Origin of the sequence: Niveispirillum fermenti, from assembly GCF_048066175.1 — a bacterium.
Lineage (GTDB): Bacteria > Pseudomonadota > Alphaproteobacteria > Azospirillales > Azospirillaceae > Niveispirillum > Niveispirillum fermenti.
Genome location: NZ_JBLTXA010000022.1, coordinates 1 through 14,639 on the forward strand (window position 1 = coordinate 1; position 14,639 = coordinate 14,639).

The 14,639-nt window shown below is 67.0% G+C and carries 14 protein-coding genes; 9 read left to right on the forward strand and 5 right to left on the reverse strand.

The genetic code is table 11. The annotated features are described in order from the left end of the window. Window positions 1-167: 167 nt before the first annotated feature. From ACM9LZ_RS18175 to ACM9LZ_RS18185, 3 genes are all read left to right on the forward strand, one after another. Window positions 168-1,040 (forward strand): 3-hydroxybutyryl-CoA dehydrogenase, encoded by an 873-nt coding sequence (locus ACM9LZ_RS18175; protein ID WP_416620927.1) that lies wholly within the window; start codon window positions 168-170, stop codon window positions 1,038-1,040. 165 nt (window positions 1,041-1,205) lie between these two features. Then, on the forward strand, window positions 1,206-2,924 hold the full coding sequence (locus ACM9LZ_RS18180) for a L,D-transpeptidase family protein (protein WP_416620928.1): 1,719 nt from the start codon (window positions 1,206-1,208) through the stop codon (window positions 2,922-2,924). A gap of 169 nt (window positions 2,925-3,093) precedes the next feature. After that, entirely contained in the window at window positions 3,094-3,798 is a 705-nt protein-coding gene (locus ACM9LZ_RS18185; RefSeq protein WP_416620929.1) for a peptidoglycan L,D-endopeptidase MepK, read from the forward strand. A gap of 130 nt (window positions 3,799-3,928) precedes the next feature. Here ACM9LZ_RS18185 and ACM9LZ_RS18190 read toward each other — a convergent pair whose 3' ends face one another. Further along, complete coding sequence (locus ACM9LZ_RS18190) at window positions 3,929-4,513, reverse strand: regulatory protein RecX (protein WP_416620930.1); 585 nt, start codon at window positions 4,511-4,513, stop codon at window positions 3,929-3,931. Window positions 4,514-4,628: 115 nt separating this feature from the next. Between ACM9LZ_RS18190 and ACM9LZ_RS18195 the strand changes: the two genes are divergently transcribed. The 4 genes from ACM9LZ_RS18195 to ACM9LZ_RS18210 all read left to right on the forward strand — a co-directional run bounded on the left by ACM9LZ_RS18195 (window position 4,629) and on the right by ACM9LZ_RS18210 (window position 7,997). Next, window positions 4,629-5,432 (forward strand): ABC transporter permease, encoded by an 804-nt coding sequence (locus ACM9LZ_RS18195; protein WP_416620931.1) that lies wholly within the window; start codon window positions 4,629-4,631, stop codon window positions 5,430-5,432. 31 nt (window positions 5,433-5,463) lie between these two features. Next, complete coding sequence (locus ACM9LZ_RS18200) at window positions 5,464-6,294, forward strand: ABC transporter permease (protein WP_416620932.1); 831 nt, start codon at window positions 5,464-5,466, stop codon at window positions 6,292-6,294. A gap of 142 nt (window positions 6,295-6,436) precedes the next feature. Beyond that, window positions 6,437-7,747 carry a GIN domain-containing protein gene (locus ACM9LZ_RS18205; protein WP_416620933.1) on the forward strand — a complete coding sequence of 437 codons (1,311 nt, stop codon included), beginning with the start codon at window positions 6,437-6,439 and terminating at the stop codon, window positions 7,745-7,747. A 22-nt stretch (window positions 7,748-7,769) separates the two neighbouring features. Beyond that, window positions 7,770-7,997, forward strand: a complete 228-nt coding sequence (locus tag ACM9LZ_RS18210; protein ID WP_416620934.1) for a hypothetical protein — start codon at window positions 7,770-7,772, stop codon at window positions 7,995-7,997. A 474-nt stretch (window positions 7,998-8,471) separates the two neighbouring features. Here ACM9LZ_RS18210 and ACM9LZ_RS18215 read toward each other — a convergent pair whose 3' ends face one another. Together ACM9LZ_RS18215 and ACM9LZ_RS18220 are read right to left on the reverse strand one after the other, a co-directional pair. Beyond that, window positions 8,472-9,053, reverse strand: coding sequence for an ActR/PrrA/RegA family redox response regulator transcription factor (locus ACM9LZ_RS18215; protein WP_416620935.1), 582 nt, complete (start codon window positions 9,051-9,053; stop codon window positions 8,472-8,474). Between the two features lie 50 nt (window positions 9,054-9,103). Continuing rightward, window positions 9,104-10,420 carry an ActS/PrrB/RegB family redox-sensitive histidine kinase gene (locus ACM9LZ_RS18220; RefSeq protein WP_416620936.1) on the reverse strand — a complete coding sequence of 439 codons (1,317 nt, stop codon included), beginning with the start codon at window positions 10,418-10,420 and terminating at the stop codon, window positions 9,104-9,106. Between the two features lie 86 nt (window positions 10,421-10,506). Between ACM9LZ_RS18220 and ACM9LZ_RS18225 the strand changes: the two genes are divergently transcribed. Beyond that, complete coding sequence (locus ACM9LZ_RS18225) at window positions 10,507-11,274, forward strand: ABC transporter ATP-binding protein (protein ID WP_416620937.1); 768 nt, start codon at window positions 10,507-10,509, stop codon at window positions 11,272-11,274. Window positions 11,275-11,329: 55 nt separating this feature from the next. On the opposite strand, the gene ACM9LZ_RS18230 is transcribed toward ACM9LZ_RS18225, so the two are convergent. Further along, window positions 11,330-11,731 (reverse strand): PilZ domain-containing protein, encoded by a 402-nt coding sequence (locus tag ACM9LZ_RS18230; protein ID WP_416620938.1) that lies wholly within the window; start codon window positions 11,729-11,731, stop codon window positions 11,330-11,332. A gap of 200 nt (window positions 11,732-11,931) precedes the next feature. Here ACM9LZ_RS18230 and meaB point away from each other — a divergent pair, with 200 nt between their 5' ends. Then, entirely contained in the window at window positions 11,932-12,918 is a 987-nt protein-coding gene (gene meaB / locus ACM9LZ_RS18235) for a methylmalonyl Co-A mutase-associated GTPase MeaB (protein ID WP_416620939.1), read from the forward strand. An 88-nt stretch (window positions 12,919-13,006) separates the two neighbouring features. On the opposite strand, the gene ACM9LZ_RS18240 is transcribed toward meaB, so the two are convergent. Beyond that, a complete protein-coding gene (locus ACM9LZ_RS18240) occupies window positions 13,007-14,533 on the reverse strand; it encodes a class I SAM-dependent methyltransferase (protein ID WP_416620940.1) in 1,527 nt (508 codons plus the stop codon). Between the last annotated feature and the right edge of the window lie 106 nt (window positions 14,534-14,639).

Genomic DNA, 14,639 nt, shown 5'->3' on the forward strand with positions numbered 1-14,639 from the left:
AAAGCGGCCGGGTGCCCGGAAGACGGGAACCGGCCGCGCCCCCCCTGTCGATAATCATTATGTGACAAATGTCTTGCGGGACGGTCGGGTCCGGCCCGTGCGACATTGGACTATCCCCCCGCGCATGGGGGGTTCTTCTGGCTTCCAACCCTTCATGGGGACTTGCGATGATCGAGAAAGTGGGCGTGATCGGGGCCGGTCAGATGGGCAGCGGCATCGTGCAGGTATGCGCCGTGGCCGGCCTGTCGGTCGTCCTGTCGGACATCAATGCCGAACAGCTCACCAAATCGGTGGCCGGCATCGCCCGGAACCTCGACCGGCAGGTCGCCAAGGGCAAGCTGTCCGAAGCGGACAAGGATGCCGCACTCGCCCGCATCGTCACGGGCACGGACCTGTCCGTCTTCCATGACAGCGATCTGGTGATCGAGGCGGCGACGGAGGCCGAAGAGGTCAAGCGCATGATCCTGAAGGCGCTGGTGCCGAACCTGTCGCCCACGGCCATCATCGCCACCAACACCAGTTCCATTTCCATCACCCGTCTGGCCGCCGCCACCGACCGGCCGGCCAGGTTCATCGGCATGCATTTCATGAACCCGGTGCCGGTGATGCAGCTGGTGGAGATCATCCGCGGCATCGCCACCGATGACGAGACCTTCCAGTCCATCAAGGCGCTGACGGTCAAGCTGGGCAAGACGGCCGCCATCGCGGAGGATTTTCCGGCCTTCATCGTCAACCGCATCCTGCTGCCGATGATCAACGAAGCCGTCTATACCCTTTACGAGGGCGTGGGCGGGGTGGAGGCCATCGACACGGCCATGAAGCTGGGCGCCAATCATCCCATGGGCCCGCTGGAACTGGCCGACTTCATCGGCCTGGACACCTGCCTGTCCATCATGCAGGTCCTTTATGAAGGGCTGGCCGACAGCAAGTACCGCCCCTGCCCGCTGATGGTGAAATATGTCGAGGCGGGCTGGCTGGGCCGCAAGGTCGGCCGTGGCTTCTACGATTATTCCGGCCCGACCCCGCGCCCGACACGGTGATCAACCGCTGCCCCCGATGGCCGCCCCCGATGATCACCCGCCGACGGGTTGATCATCGGGGGCGGCCATCGGGCGTAGTACCGGCTTGGCCGGACGGTCACCTGTACCAACCAGCCCCACCGATGCTAGGCTGTTGCGATTGCGGAACAGCCGGCGGAGATGAGGGTGCGTTCTGTTGCATGGCGTTGTGTCGGGGCCGGGCTGCTGGCCGTCCTGCTGTCCTTTTCCAGCCCGGCCCCCGTTGGCGCCAGGGATTTCACCCAGGCCCTGCAGCAAAGGCTGACCGGCGGTATCGGCACGCCGGAAACCGACCGCGACAGCCAGGACCTGCTGACGCTGGACCGCTTCTATGAACAGCGCCAGTACAGGCCCGCCTGGATCGAGGAGGGCCGGCCCACGGCCCGTGCCGGCCTGCTGCTGGTCGCGCTGCAGAAGGCGCCCTCGGAAGGGTTGAACCCCGCCGATTACGGTGTGGCCCGTATCCGCAACCTGATGGAGCGCGGCGACAGCCCCGATGCGCTGGCCGAACTGGAAGTGCTCCTGTCGCACGGCGCGCTGGATTACGGCCGCGACCTGGCCACGGGCCGGCTGGCGCCCATGTCGATTGACAGCGAGCTTTACGTCGAAAAGCGCGAGATCGACCCGCTGGCCCTGCTGAACCGGCTGACCGGGGTGGAGGACCCCGCTGCGGAACTGGCGGGCCTGCCCCCGCGCCGGGCCGAGTATCAGCGGCTGAAAACCGCCCTGCAGCATTATCGCGAACTGGCCGCCGCGGGCGGCTGGAAGCCCGTGCCCCCGGCCGATGCCTCGCTGAAGCCCGGCAACAGCGATCCGCGCCTGCCGGCCCTCAGGGCCCGGCTGCGCGTCACGGGCGAGTTGCCGGCCGGCGCCCCGGTTCCGGCCGATGCCGATTTCTTCGATGATGCCACGGTGGCGGCCCTGAAGCGCTTTCAGCAGCGTCACGGGCTCGAGCCCGACGGGGTGCTGGGCCGGCAGACCCTGCTGGCGCTGAACATCACGGCCGACCAGCGGGTGGCCCAGATCGCGCTGAACATGGAACGCTGGCGCTGGATGCCCGTGGATATGGGCCGGGCCTATATCCTGGTCAATCTGGCCGCCTTCCACCTGTCCATCTTCGACCAGGGCAATGTGGTCCACGAGGCCAGGGTCGTGGTGGGGGCCAGTTCGACCCGCACGCCGGTCTTTTCCCGCAACATGAGCTATCTGGAGGTCAATCCCTACTGGCACGTGCCGAGCAGCATCGTGCGCAAGGAGATATTCCCCAAGGCCAGGCGCGACCCCTCCTATCTTGCCGCGCACGGGTACGAGCTGCTGTCCGACTGGTCGGAAACGGCCGTACCCATCAATCCCGCCTCGCTGGACTGGGCCCATATGACCAGCCTGCCTTACCGCGTGCGACAGAAACCCGGCGACCATAACAGCCTGGGGCGCATCAAGATGATGTTCCCCAACCAGTTCGACGTCTATCTGCACGACACGCCGGCCAAGAGCCTGTTCAACCGCGCCAGCCGCAGTTTCAGCCATGGCTGCATCCGGGTGGAGCATCCGTTCGACGTGGCGGAAACCATACTGCGGCTGACCGGCACGGTCGACTGGCCCCGCGCCCGGCTGGATACCGCCCTGGCCAGCGGCCAGCGCACGGTGGTGCGCCTGAAGCAGCCGATCCCCATCCATATCTCATATGTCACAGCCTTCGTTGCCGACGATGGAAGCACCCATTTCCGCTCCGACATCTATGGCCGCGATCGCAAGCTGGCCACCGCGATGCGCGCTTCCCAGGTGAAATGGGACGCTGTGGAGGCCGAGGCCCGCATGGCGCCCGGCGGATCGGCACCGGGCCAGACCCCGGCCGATCCCCTTTGAACCACCGGCCGGACCGGGCATTTCCCCCTTGCACCGGTCCGGCTGTTCTGCCATGAGTGCAATTGTGTCCTGCTTGTGGCGCGGGAACATTCGATGACATTGCGAAAGAGAGTGTCCCCGGCGCAACGGACGCAGGGGGTGCCGTCCAGCGTTTGAGGAGATTGGGGGCATGGTGGCACGGCCGCTGAAGACCGACCGACCCATTGGCGACCGACCCACTGGCGACCTGACCATCGAAAGCGGTGCGGACCTTTCATCCGCCGCCGGAACAGCTCCCTCTCACAGTGACCCCCTCGCCCTGAACGAGATGTCCGGCCGGCGCGGTTTCCTGCGCGGCCTGGGGGGTCTTTTCCTGGGCGCCGGAGCGGCCATCGCGGCCCCCACCATCCTGACCAGCCCCGCCGACGCCGCGTCGGTCAATGCCGCGCGCCGGTCCCTGTCCTTCATGTCGCTGCACACGAAGGAGAAGCTGCGGGTCACCTATTACGCCAACGGCACCTATGACAAGGGCGCCCTGTCCGACATCAACCAGATGCTGCGGGACTGGCGCACGGGCGAGGTTGGGACGATGGACCCCAAGCTGATGGACCTGCTGTTCCAGTTGCGCCAGCGGCTGCGCAGCGACGACCCGTTCCATGTCATTTCCGGCTATCGCTGCCCCAAGACCAACGCCATGCTGGCGTCGAAGTCCGACGGGGTGGCGACCAAGAGCCTGCACATGGTCGGCAAGGCCATCGACATCACCATGCCGGGCCGGCAGCTGGCCCGCATCCGGCAGGAAGCCGCGGGCCTGCGCCTGGGTGGCGTCGGCATCTATTCGAAATCCGGCTTCGTGCATGTCGATACGGGCAAGGTGCGCTATTGGGGGGCATGAGCCCCCGCCCTTCCCTGAAACCGCCATTGTGAAACCATCACTGTGAAACCTTCACTGTGAAACCATCACTGTGAAACCGCTGCTGAAACCGGTCTGCTGAGACAGGCGGCCGGTGACAGGGCGCCGCCCGTCAGGGTGCCAGCCCTTCCGGATCATCGGCGTCGATGACACGCCGCGCCGTTTCCAGATCGAATCCCGCCCGGGCCATGGCCGCGACATCCTTGTTGCGGCGGTCTTCCCGTGCGGTGCCCGTGCCGTCGCGGTCGGGCCGGAAGGCGCCCAGCCGGCGACGGCGGGCATAGGCGATGGCGGCCATCAGATCGGCCTGCCCGTCCTGCGATCCTTCCAGGCCGGACAGGGCGGCAGTGACCTGTTCCTCCGCCAGCCCCCGGGCCAGCAGCTTCTGCCGGATCGTGCGGGTGGACCCGCCGCGGCGCTGCAGACCGGATGCCTTCATCTCCGCATAGAGCGTATCGTTGAGCAGGCCGCTGGACTGGTAACGGGTGATCAGCGCCTCCACCCATTCCCGGCCCTCTGCCGGGTCGGTGCCATGCGCACGGGCCGACGCATCGACCCGGCGCAACAGCACACGGCGCAGATTGGCGGCGGAACTGGCGAACCGTTCCAGGTAATGCAGGGCAGCCCGGTCCAGATAGGCCGGGGTCACCCGTTTCACCTTCTGACCGCCGGCCGTCTTGCGCGTGTCGTCCGTCACTGCCATGCCCCTGCTGAACGGGGTAGCGTTGCCGACGGCGTGCTGCCCGTATACTGTCCCCCGAAACGCTGCCGGTTCCCGGCCCGCGATCCGACACGAAAGTTCCGACCGTCCCATGTCGCAACCGACAATCCCCATGCCCCGCCATGTCGGCGCCGTCAACTGGATCGGCCTAGCCACGCTGATCCGCAAGGAAATCCACCGGTTCCTGAAGGTCTGGGTCCAGACCGTGGCGGCACCGGTGGTCACCACGCTGCTGTTCTATGCCGTGTTCGCACTGGCCCTGGGGGGCGTGGTGCGGACGGTGGGGGATGTGCCCTTCCTGCTGTTCCTGGCGCCGGGCCTGATCATGATGGCCATTGCGCAGAACGCCTTCGCCAATTCCTCCTCCTCCGTCCTGGTGTCGAAGGTGCAGGGCAACATCGTCGATGTGCTGATGCCGCCCATTTCGGCCCTGGAACTGACGGCGGCCTATGTCATCGGCGGGGTGGTGCGCGGGGCCATGGTGGGGCTGGTGACGGCGCTGGCCATCACGCTGTTCGTGCCGCTGACGGTGCATTCGATCGGGTTCATCCTGTTCCATGGCGTGGCCGCCGCCTCGTTGCTGGCGCTGCTGGGCCTGATCGGCGGCATCTGGGCCGACAAGTTCGACCATATGGCCGTGGTGACGAATTTCATCGTCACGCCCCTGTCGTTTCTGTCGGGCACCTTCTATTCCATCGAAAGCGTGCCACCGACCTTCCGTTTCATCGCCCATCTGAACCCGTTCTTCTATTTCATCGACGGGTTCCGCTATGGCTTCATCGGCCAGACGGACGGCACGCTGGGCACGGGCATCCTGGTGATGCTGGGCATCAACCTGCTGCTGGGCCTTGTCGCCTGGCGCATGATCGCCCGCGGATACAAGCTGAAGGCCTGACGGCCGCAACCGGACCAGGAGCGCGCCTTTCATGTCGATGGATCAGGGCCACCGCCCGGCCGGGGCCTTCAATGCCGGCATCGACCGGCGGGTGCCGCCATTCCACTGGGTCGCCTTCGCCACATTATGCCAGCGGGAACTGCGGCGCATGGTCAAGATGGCCGCCGCCTTCCTGATCGCGCCGGCGTTGATGGCCATGATCTATTTCGTCTGCTTCCTGTTCGGGCTGGGACCGCAGCGGGGCACGCCGCATGGCGATGCCGTGCTGACCTATCTGGTGCCGGGCCTGATCATGCTGTCCATCCTGCTGCGCGCGGCGGAAAATGGCGGCTTCATGCTGCTATACAGCAAGATCGAAGGCCATATCATCGACGAGCTGATGGCCCCCATCGGCGCGCGGGAAACGGTGCCGGCCTATCTGCTGGCCGGTGTGGTGGCGGGCATGGGCAGCGGGCTGGTGGTCTGGCTCGCTTCCCTGCTGTTCTGGCCGCTGCCGGTGGAGCATCCGCTGATGGCCCTGGGTTTCGCCCTGGCGGGGGCGCTGTTCATGGCGCTGTGCGGTCTTCTGTGCGGGCTGGCCAGCACGAAATGGGACCATATCTCGGCCTATTTCACCTTCCTGTTCACGCCGCTCTCCTTCCTGTCGGGCCTGTTCGCGCCGGTGGACGCCATGCCGCCCCTGCTGGCCACGATCGTGAAGCTGAACCCCATCTATCACGCCATGGAGGGGTTCCGGCACGGCATGCTGGGGGCCGCGTCACAATCCCCCGCCCTGTCGGCCCTGTTCCTTCTGGCCAGCATCGTGCTGCTCTATGCGCTGGCGACACGGCTTTATGCATCGGGCTGGCGTATGAAGAGTTAAGCGACGGTAACAGGCGCGCTATCATCGGTTACAGCGCGCGGAAATTTGTAACCCCCCTGCAAATGCGGCGGACAGGGGGCACCGGGCAGCCGCATAGTCCCAAGGCGAGATACCGGAAGCGATGAGACACAGGAAGCGACCCATGGATGGCACCCTGTCCAGCAACCCGCCGCCCAGCCCTTCAGGCCGGCCGCGCCTTACCCCGGGCATACCGGCGGGCGGCATCGCCGCCATCCTGGTCGCCTTGGGCGTCATGGGGTGGAGCGTGCTGGCCGGCGACGCGGGTGACAAGGGCAACTCGCCTTTCCGGATCGTCGCCCCGATACCGCCCGCTCCGCCGATGCCCCCTTTGCCCCCGATGCCGGCCGCCCCGCGCAGCCCCGATGTGCGGGCGAATGTGGATCCGGCGGAGATCGAGCGGGCCGTGCAGGAGGCCATGCGCGGCGTCGATATGGATGCCACGCGCATGGAGGCGCTGCGCGCCGCACAGCAAGGGCTGGCGGAAGCCCAGCGCGGCCTGGCCGAGGCGCGCGAGCGCCTTCAGGCCGAGGGGCGGGAGATGCCGGCCATCGCCCAGGGCGCCCTGCGCATCGCTGAAATGGGGGTCGCCGCCGCGTCCGGCGCCGCATCCGGTGCGGGTGGCGGCACCGGCGTGAACATCAACAGCGACCCGGAAGGCGGCAGCTTCCTGCAAAGCTTCGACGCGCCAAAGGGCGTGCAGTTCGCCAACATCACCGGCAACATCACCGTCGAACGGTCCAGCCGTGCCAGCAAGGTCAGGCTGGAGGTGGAAGGCGGCGGCATGAATGCCGAGGTCCGCGACGGGGTGCTGACGGTACGGGCGATCGAGGGTGGCCGGCCGGCGGAAATCAACCTGACCATGCCGGACAAGGGGGACCTGACCGTGGTCGGCCTGACCGGTGACTTGAATGTCGGCGGCCGGTCGGGCGGCAAGCTGACCGTGCAGTTGAAGCGCGGCGACATTTCGGCCGAGCGGGTCGATGCCCTGTCGGTCGATATCCAGGAACGGGGATCGGTTTCCGTGCAGCGCGTTGACGGGCCGTTGCGGTTCGGCGTTTCCGGCATGGGCGAATTGTCGGTGGAACGGGTGGAAACCGCACAGATCGAGGTGCGGGGCCGTGGCACCGTGTCGCTGGGCCGGGTCAATGACGGGCTGACCCTGTCGCTGCCGGGCCAGGCAGAAATCGATATCGGCCGCGTCAACGGGGCCGTGAAGGCGGATTTCCCCGGCGCCGGCCGCGTCAGCATCGGGGAGGGTGATGCCGAACCCCTGCAGCTTACCCTGACCGGGTCCGGCAAGTTCGAGTTCAACGGCACGGCGCACGATCCCCGCATTTCGGCCAGCGGATCCGGCAATGTCTATATCGCCCGACATCAGGGCCAGGCCAATGTGCGCAATACCGGTTCCGGCACGACCTATGTCGGGGAATGAGGGTGGATAGGGGGACACCCGCATGGCCGTCCGCCGCCCCCCTTCACGACAGCCGCCGGCAGCATCGCCCGTACCGCCGGCCGCCGGTGAACTGGACGGGCGCATCCGGCAGGCGGAAGTGGAGCGGATGCGGCGCCAGGCGGCCGACCGCGGCTTTCAGGACCAGGTGAAGCGCGCGGCCCGTGACCGGGGCGAAGACCCGTATGAGATGCTGGCCCGGGCCATCCGGCGCCTGTTGCGCGGGGAATGATACCAGATTGCGGTAAGTGGAACGCATCGCAAATTGGTCCGGCGGCGACCGCCACAGCACCGCTCGTGCGGCGTGCCCAAGCCAACGGATGTTGGCGCCGGCATTTGAGGGCGGTGATCAGAGCCAACAGGTTCTGGTCACCGCAACGCAGTATGACGCCCCGTTTGGCCGGGCGCCCCCCGTCCACAGCCGGCGGAAATATGGCGGCGATACGGCGCGGGGCCGCCATATTGTCTTCGTTTGTCCCCGCACGGGTCCAATCGCGAACATTTTTGAGGGGTTTCATGGAGATGTCGGGAACGGCACGGCACGTCAGCCGTTACCGGTATACGAGCTCCCTGCTTCTCCTCCCTGACCTTCGTGGCCCCGGCTTTCGCCGGGGCTTTTTTTATGTGCGGACCGGCGGTCGCCCACCTATCAGGCGCCACCCTGCCCGACCGGACCGCGATGAACGGGACGGATCGCAGGGCGGTATCAGGCCTTGGGCGCGTGCTTGTTCAAGATGCGCTGCAGGGTGCGGCGATGCATCTTCAGACGGCGGGCCGTTTCGGACACGTTGCGGTCGCATTGTTCGAAAACGCGCTGGATATGCTCCCAGCGGACGCGGTCGGCCGACATCGGGCTTTCCGGCGGCGGGGGCAGGGGACCATCGGTCAGCAGGGCCGCTTCCACGGCATCGGCATCGGCGGGCTTGGGCAGGTAATCCACGGCGCCGAACTTCACGGCGGCCACGGCCGTGGCGATATTGCCATAGCCGGTCAGCATGACGACGCGGGCATCGGGCCGGGCATCGCGCAGGGCCTTGACCACGTCCAGGCCCGAGCCGTCGCCCAGGCGCAGATCCACGACGGCGAAGCGCGGTGCGCTTTCATGCGCCACCTCGATCCCCAGATGCACGCCATCCACGGCCACCACATCGAAGCCACGCCGTTCCATGGCCCGGGCCAGGCGGGTGCGGAAGGGCGCGTCGTCATCGACGATCAGCAGGCTGCGCGAGGCATCGCCGGTGAAGGTCAGCTTCGGCTGCTCCGCCGTTTCCAGCGATTGGTCCGTCATCACGGGGTCCCCCCTTTTTCGGTTGGGCTCTTCTAGATCAGCAAAGGTTTCTACACGGTGAATGTAGGATGTTTCCAGCGGATGGCTACCACGGCGCCGCCCGACTTGCCATTGGCGTATCGGACCGTGGCCCCGGAACGTTCAAGCAGGGTCTGCGCGATGAACAGGCCCAGCCCCATGTTCCCGGCCGCTTCGCGCGCCTGGGGATTGCGCCCGCTGACATAGGGTTCGCCCAGCCGGCCGACCAGCGTGGGCGGATATCCCGGCCCATCGTCGCGCACCGTGAGCGTCAGGCCCGGCGGCGCCCAATCGGCCGTGACCGTCACGCGGGACGCGGCGAACTGCATGGCGTTCTGAAGGATATTGGCCAGCCCATGCACCATTTCCGGCACCGACTGCACCTGGGGGGCCCCGTCTTCCGGTTCCCCCACTGTATCGATGACCAGATCGATGCCGTGGCGGGCATAGGGGCTGGCCGTCGTTTCGATCAGCGCGGCCAGCGGCACGATGGGTTCCGCCCCGCCCCGATCGCCCGGCCGCCGCGACAATTCGGCCAGGATGTCGCGGCAACGGGCGACCTGGCTTTGCAGCAGGGCCACATCCTCCGCGATGGGGCTGTCGGACGGAATGTCGCGGGCCAGTTCCTTGGCCACCACGGCGATGGTGCCCAGCGGGCTGCCCAGTTCGTGCGCGGCGGCGGCGGCCAGCGCGCCCACCGCCGAAACACGCTGCGCCCGGGCCAGCGCATCCTGGCTGGCGTTGAGTGCGGCCGACAGGCGGCGGGCACCGTCGGCCACCTGATAGAGATAGGCGGCGATGAAGCCCGCCGACAGGGTCAGCGCCGCCCATACCCCGAACCGGTAGAGCGCCGGCAGCCCCGCCGGCTCCGCCCCCGGCCAGGGCAGCGGCAAGGCGGCCAGCGCCAGCCCCGTGAAGCAGGCCACGGCCAGCGCCGTCAGCAGGATGACGGCATTGCGGCCCAGCGTGCTGGCCGCCACGGTCAGCGGTGCCAGCATCAGCACCGCGAACGGATTGTCCAGCCCGCCCGTCAGATAGAGCAGGACGGCCAGTTGCACCATGTCATAGGCAAGGTAGAGCACCGCCTCGCGGTCGCCCAGGAAGGGATGGGCCGCCAGCCGCCGGGCAGCATGCAGATTGATCAGGACCGACACCGCGACCCCCGCCAGGGCATGCACCAGCCGCAGGTCGAACTCGAACAGGGTCATGACCGTGGTCAGGGTCGCGAACTGGCCCGCCACCGCGATCCAGCGGATGGTGATCAGGGTCCGGGCGCTGACGCGGCCTTCCGACGCGGCCAGATGCGGGGCCGGCCGGGGCGTTGTGCTGTTGGTGATTGCCTCGCTCATCCCTATATCCCATGCTCAACCGGTAACCACCAAGACGGGGCCCCGCACTCTACGTTCCCGCCCGCCAGAAGGCCATACGACGTTCCATGCCGCCCGATGACCGTTCCGCCGTTCCCGCCATCCATGTCGAAGGCCTGACCAAAAGGTTCGACGCCCATAAAGCCCTGGACGCCATCAGTTTCGATGTGCCGGCAGGCAGCACGGTCGCGCTGCTGGGCGGCAACGGCGCCGGCAAGACGACCACCATCTCCATCCTGCTGGGCCTGCTGCTGCCGTCGGACGGGATCGTCCGGGTGCTGGGCCATGACATGCTGACGGAACGGTATCGCGTGCTGCCGCGGATGAACTTTTCCAGCCCCTATGTCGATCTGCCCCACCGGCTGACCGTGCGGGAGAACCTGACCGTCTATGGTCATCTGTACGGGCTGACGGGCCTGAAGCAGCGGATCGGCCGCATGGCGGAGGAACTGGACCTGGTGTCCATCCTGTCGCGCCCGTCCGGCAACCTGTCGGCGGGGCAGAAGACGCGCGTGGCCCTGGCCAAGGCGCTGCTGAACGATCCGGAATTGCTGCTGCTGGACGAGCCGACGGCCAGCCTGGACCCGGACACGGCCGACTGGGTGCGCGGCTTCCTGGAACGCTACCGGGCGCGCACGGGCGCCACCATCCTGCTGGCCAGCCACAACATGGCGGAGGTGGAGCGGCTGTGCGACCGGGTGCTGATGATGAAGGGCGGGCGCATCGTGGACCGCGGCACGCCGGCCGACCTGCTGGCCCGCTACGGGCGCGGCAATCTGGAGGATGTGTTCCTGGACATCGCGCGCGACCGGCGCCGTGCCGCCGCGGTGCCGTGAACGGCACTATCATCGGCGATGACGGCGGTGCCGGGCCGGCCAGCCGCCACGGCGTTCAGCCATCCCGACCGGTCAGCCATTGTGCAAGCCGTCCGCGTTCGGCCGCGGACAGGCCGTAGAAGGCGATGCCCATGCCGCCATCGCGGCGCCCATCCCGGCGCCAGGCAACGACCGCATCACCGGCAATATCCAGCCCGTCCAGGGTCAGCGTGAAGCTGAACCGGTCCTGCGGGTTCAGCAGGCCGCGATAGCCCAGCACGCTGAAACCGGCCCCGTTCACGGATGTGACGGCCAAAACCTGTTCATTGATGCGGGCCGCGACACCGGCCAGCGGCGGGCAGGCCCGCACCCGGCGGCGGAACAGCCGGGCCAGCCAATGGCGCAGCGGCGGGAGCGCGACGGGCCGGGCCGGGCCGATCGCGGCATTGCTGCTGGTACTGGCGGCGGAAATGACCATGGGGCGATCCGTCGGCACGGTTTGCGACTTGCCCAGCAGAACACAGGTGCTGTGCCGGGAAAACCCACACAGACGGCCATGTACAAAGGTGGATGCATGTTCCGCATCCCCCATGCGATTTGACTAGGCCGATGCGGCGCGCCACATTACGCGCCCCGCCCGCCGCCGCATGGCGCCCGTCCGATGACAGGAGGCCCCCGATGCCCGATGCCCTGCCCGTTGCCGATCTGGCCGACCGCGTCCTGGCCGGCGACCGCCGCGCCCTGGCACAGGCCATCACGCTGGTGGAAAGCACGCGGCCCGATCACCGCGCCCAGGCGGAATCCTTGCTGGCCACCGTGCTGCCCCATACCGGCAAGGGGGTGCGGGTGGGCATTTCCGGCGTGCCCGGTGTCGGCAAATCGACCTTCATCGAGGCGTTCGGCCTGCATGTCATCGGCCAGGGGCACAAGGTTGCCGTGCTGGCCATCGACCCGACCAGCCAGCGCACGGGCGGATCGATCCTGGGCGACAAGACCCGGATGGAGATGCTGTCGCGCGACACCCGCGCCTTCATCCGTCCGTCACCCGCCGGGGCCACGCTGGGCGGCGTGGCCCGGCGCACGCGCGAGGCGATGCTGCTGGTGGAGGCGGCCGGCTTCGGCGTCGTGATCATCGAAACCGTCGGCGTGGGGCAGTCGGAAACAGCGGTGGCCGACATGGTCGACCTGTTCCTGCTGCTGCTGCCGCCGGCGGGCGGGGACGAGCTTCAGGGCATCAAGAAGGGCATTGTCGAGTTGGCCGACATGATCGTCGTCAACAAGGCCGATGGCGATCTGGCCAATGCCGCACGCCACGCCGTGGCTGAGTATCGTCATGCGCTGGCCCTGCTGCGCCCGGCCAATGCCAGTTGGCGGGTGCCCGTTCTGTCCTGTTCGGCGTTGAACAATGCCGGTATCGACGGGGTCTGGGACAGCATCGGCGATTATCGCCGCATCCTGGATGACAGCGGCGATATCGACCGCCGCCGCGCCGATCAGGCCCGGGCCTGGATGTGGAACGAGATCCGCGAGAACCTGCTGTCCGCGTTCCAGGCGGACGGGGCGGTCCGCGCCGAATTGCCGGGGCTGGAAGCCGCAACGGCCGCCGGTGCGATCACGCCGGGCGCCGCCGCCCGACGGTTGCTGGACCTGTTCCGCCGGGTATGATGCCGGGCGACGGCCAGGACGTCGGGGGGCATATCATACCGTTTTGCGGTGAATTCCACTCATCGCAAGCTGGTATCACAAGCTGGTATCAGACGATCTGAAGCCTTTTCAGGACCGGCCAGGTCTCATTCGTGAACGTGGCGTCGCGACGGCGGAGTTCGGCGATATTGGCCTCCTCCTCCACGATCATCTGGCCGTCCTGGGAGAAGCGCTGGTTGCTTGCGCGCATATGGCTCCAGACCGATGCCACGGCGTCAACGCCCGCCAGATGGGCCGAGAACAGCATCTGGGTCATCTGATCCATCAGGAAGCCGCCCCCGGTCAGGGGAGAGGCCAGCACACCGATATCGGCGGAGAACCGGGCCCGCGCCAGCACGGCCCGGTTGAAACGATCGGTGTGCGGCTTGGCCGCAGCAGCCTTTTCCGGCGCGACGCAGGGATGCGCATTATCCTGAGAGGCGAGAATGGTCAGGGTCTGGCAGATCTGTCCGAAGGAGAGTTGGGGGAGCGCAGCCGCCAGTTCCCCCGCCGTGACGGGACCGGTGGCCAGATGCCGGATGATGGGCGGGAAGATCGAAGAACTGGCGCTCAACTCACCCATCGGGGTCGCGATCTTCAGATCCCGCAGGCTGGCTTCGCCAACCGTCAGGACGAAGGGTGTTTCCCGCCATATCGTCTCGCTGCGGAGACCATGAAGGGGTATGGGCCCCTTCACGAACAGGTCGCGTCTGAATTGCTGGTTCAGGATGTAATCCTTCAGCCCCTCGCGCCGCGTCCTGTTCTCCACATTGTTCAGCAGAGCCAATTGCTCCGTAGTGAATTGCAGATTATCGATCCCGTCGAGGGGACGCGCCGTCGCGATCCAGGTCAGCTTGATCGCCGCCAAATCCTCCACGACGTCCGCATGGTACATCGGGGTCCAGTGCCGATTGAAATATTCATGGGCGACATAGGCGCGCGGCTGGGTCCTGATCTGCTTCATCCGGGCGGCGACACCGGGATTGGCCTGGAAATATCGGGCATTGCCATCGGCCAGCGTTTCCGCGGCCTTCAACGCCTGTTCGATCCGGGCCAGGACCGGTATATCGCCACCCAGGGGCTGATCCATCAGCAGCCGCTGCAGGGGCAGCATCACCGCCCAGCCCGGCAGGGTGTTGTAGGAAATATAGACCAGCCCGCCGACCTTCAGCCGCCGGGCGATGAATGCCACGATGTGGCGCCGGTTCTCGGCACTGATCCAGCTATAGATGCCGTGCAGGACAATGATGTCGAAATCCGGCAGGTCCGTGCGCGCCGCCATCTCGGCAAAGCTGTCATTCAGGAAATGAATATTGGCCGTACCGGCCTCCGCCGCCAGCGCCTGGGCATCGGCGATCTGCGACGGATTGAAATCATTGGCATAAAACTGGATATCAGGGTTGGCGGCGGCCAGCAGGTTCACCGTGACCCCCTGTCCGCAGCCCAGCTCGCAATAGGTCAGCGGCTTGGCCGGATCGGGGGCCGTCTGGTTGGCAGCAAGGGCCGCGACGGCCAGCAGGCTCGGGCTCAGCTCCCGGTAAAAGCCATGGGTATAGTTGGTTTCCGCCATATACCCTTCGGACCAGCCGTTCGCCATCTGCCATCATCCTTGCCACAGCCGTCCCGGTCGCGGGACACCTGTTCTGTCATCCGAATTTGCGCCTGTGCGGGCAATCAGCCCGGGCCGCCTGCGGCCCATTCCC

Bases quoted from the DNA above. Each gene is read 5' to 3' on its own strand.
- meaB (WP_416620939.1), top strand. From the start codon at position 11,932: ATGCCCGATGCCCTGCCCGTTGCCGATCTGGCCGACCGCGTCCTGGCC.
- ACM9LZ_RS18200 (WP_416620932.1), top strand. From the start codon at position 5,464: ATGTCGATGGATCAGGGCCACCGCCCGGCCGGGGCCTTCAATGCCGGC.
- ACM9LZ_RS18175 (WP_416620927.1), top strand. From the start codon at position 168: ATGATCGAGAAAGTGGGCGTGATCGGGGCCGGTCAGATGGGCAGCGGC.
- ACM9LZ_RS18230 (WP_416620938.1), bottom strand. From the start codon at position 11,731: ATGGTCATTTCCGCCGCCAGTACCAGCAGCAATGCCGCGATCGGCCCG.
- ACM9LZ_RS18240 (WP_416620940.1), bottom strand. From the start codon at position 14,533: ATGGCGAACGGCTGGTCCGAAGGGTATATGGCGGAAACCAACTATACC.
- ACM9LZ_RS18225 (WP_416620937.1), top strand. From the start codon at position 10,507: ATGCCGCCCGATGACCGTTCCGCCGTTCCCGCCATCCATGTCGAAGGC.
- ACM9LZ_RS18195 (WP_416620931.1), top strand. From the start codon at position 4,629: ATGTCGCAACCGACAATCCCCATGCCCCGCCATGTCGGCGCCGTCAAC.
- ACM9LZ_RS18185 (WP_416620929.1), top strand. From the start codon at position 3,094: ATGGTGGCACGGCCGCTGAAGACCGACCGACCCATTGGCGACCGACCC.
- ACM9LZ_RS18205 (WP_416620933.1), top strand. From the start codon at position 6,437: ATGGATGGCACCCTGTCCAGCAACCCGCCGCCCAGCCCTTCAGGCCGG.
- ACM9LZ_RS18220 (WP_416620936.1), bottom strand. From the start codon at position 10,420: ATGAGCGAGGCAATCACCAACAGCACAACGCCCCGGCCGGCCCCGCAT.
- ACM9LZ_RS18215 (WP_416620935.1), bottom strand. From the start codon at position 9,053: ATGACGGACCAATCGCTGGAAACGGCGGAGCAGCCGAAGCTGACCTTC.
- ACM9LZ_RS18210 (WP_416620934.1), top strand. From the start codon at position 7,770: ATGGCCGTCCGCCGCCCCCCTTCACGACAGCCGCCGGCAGCATCGCCC.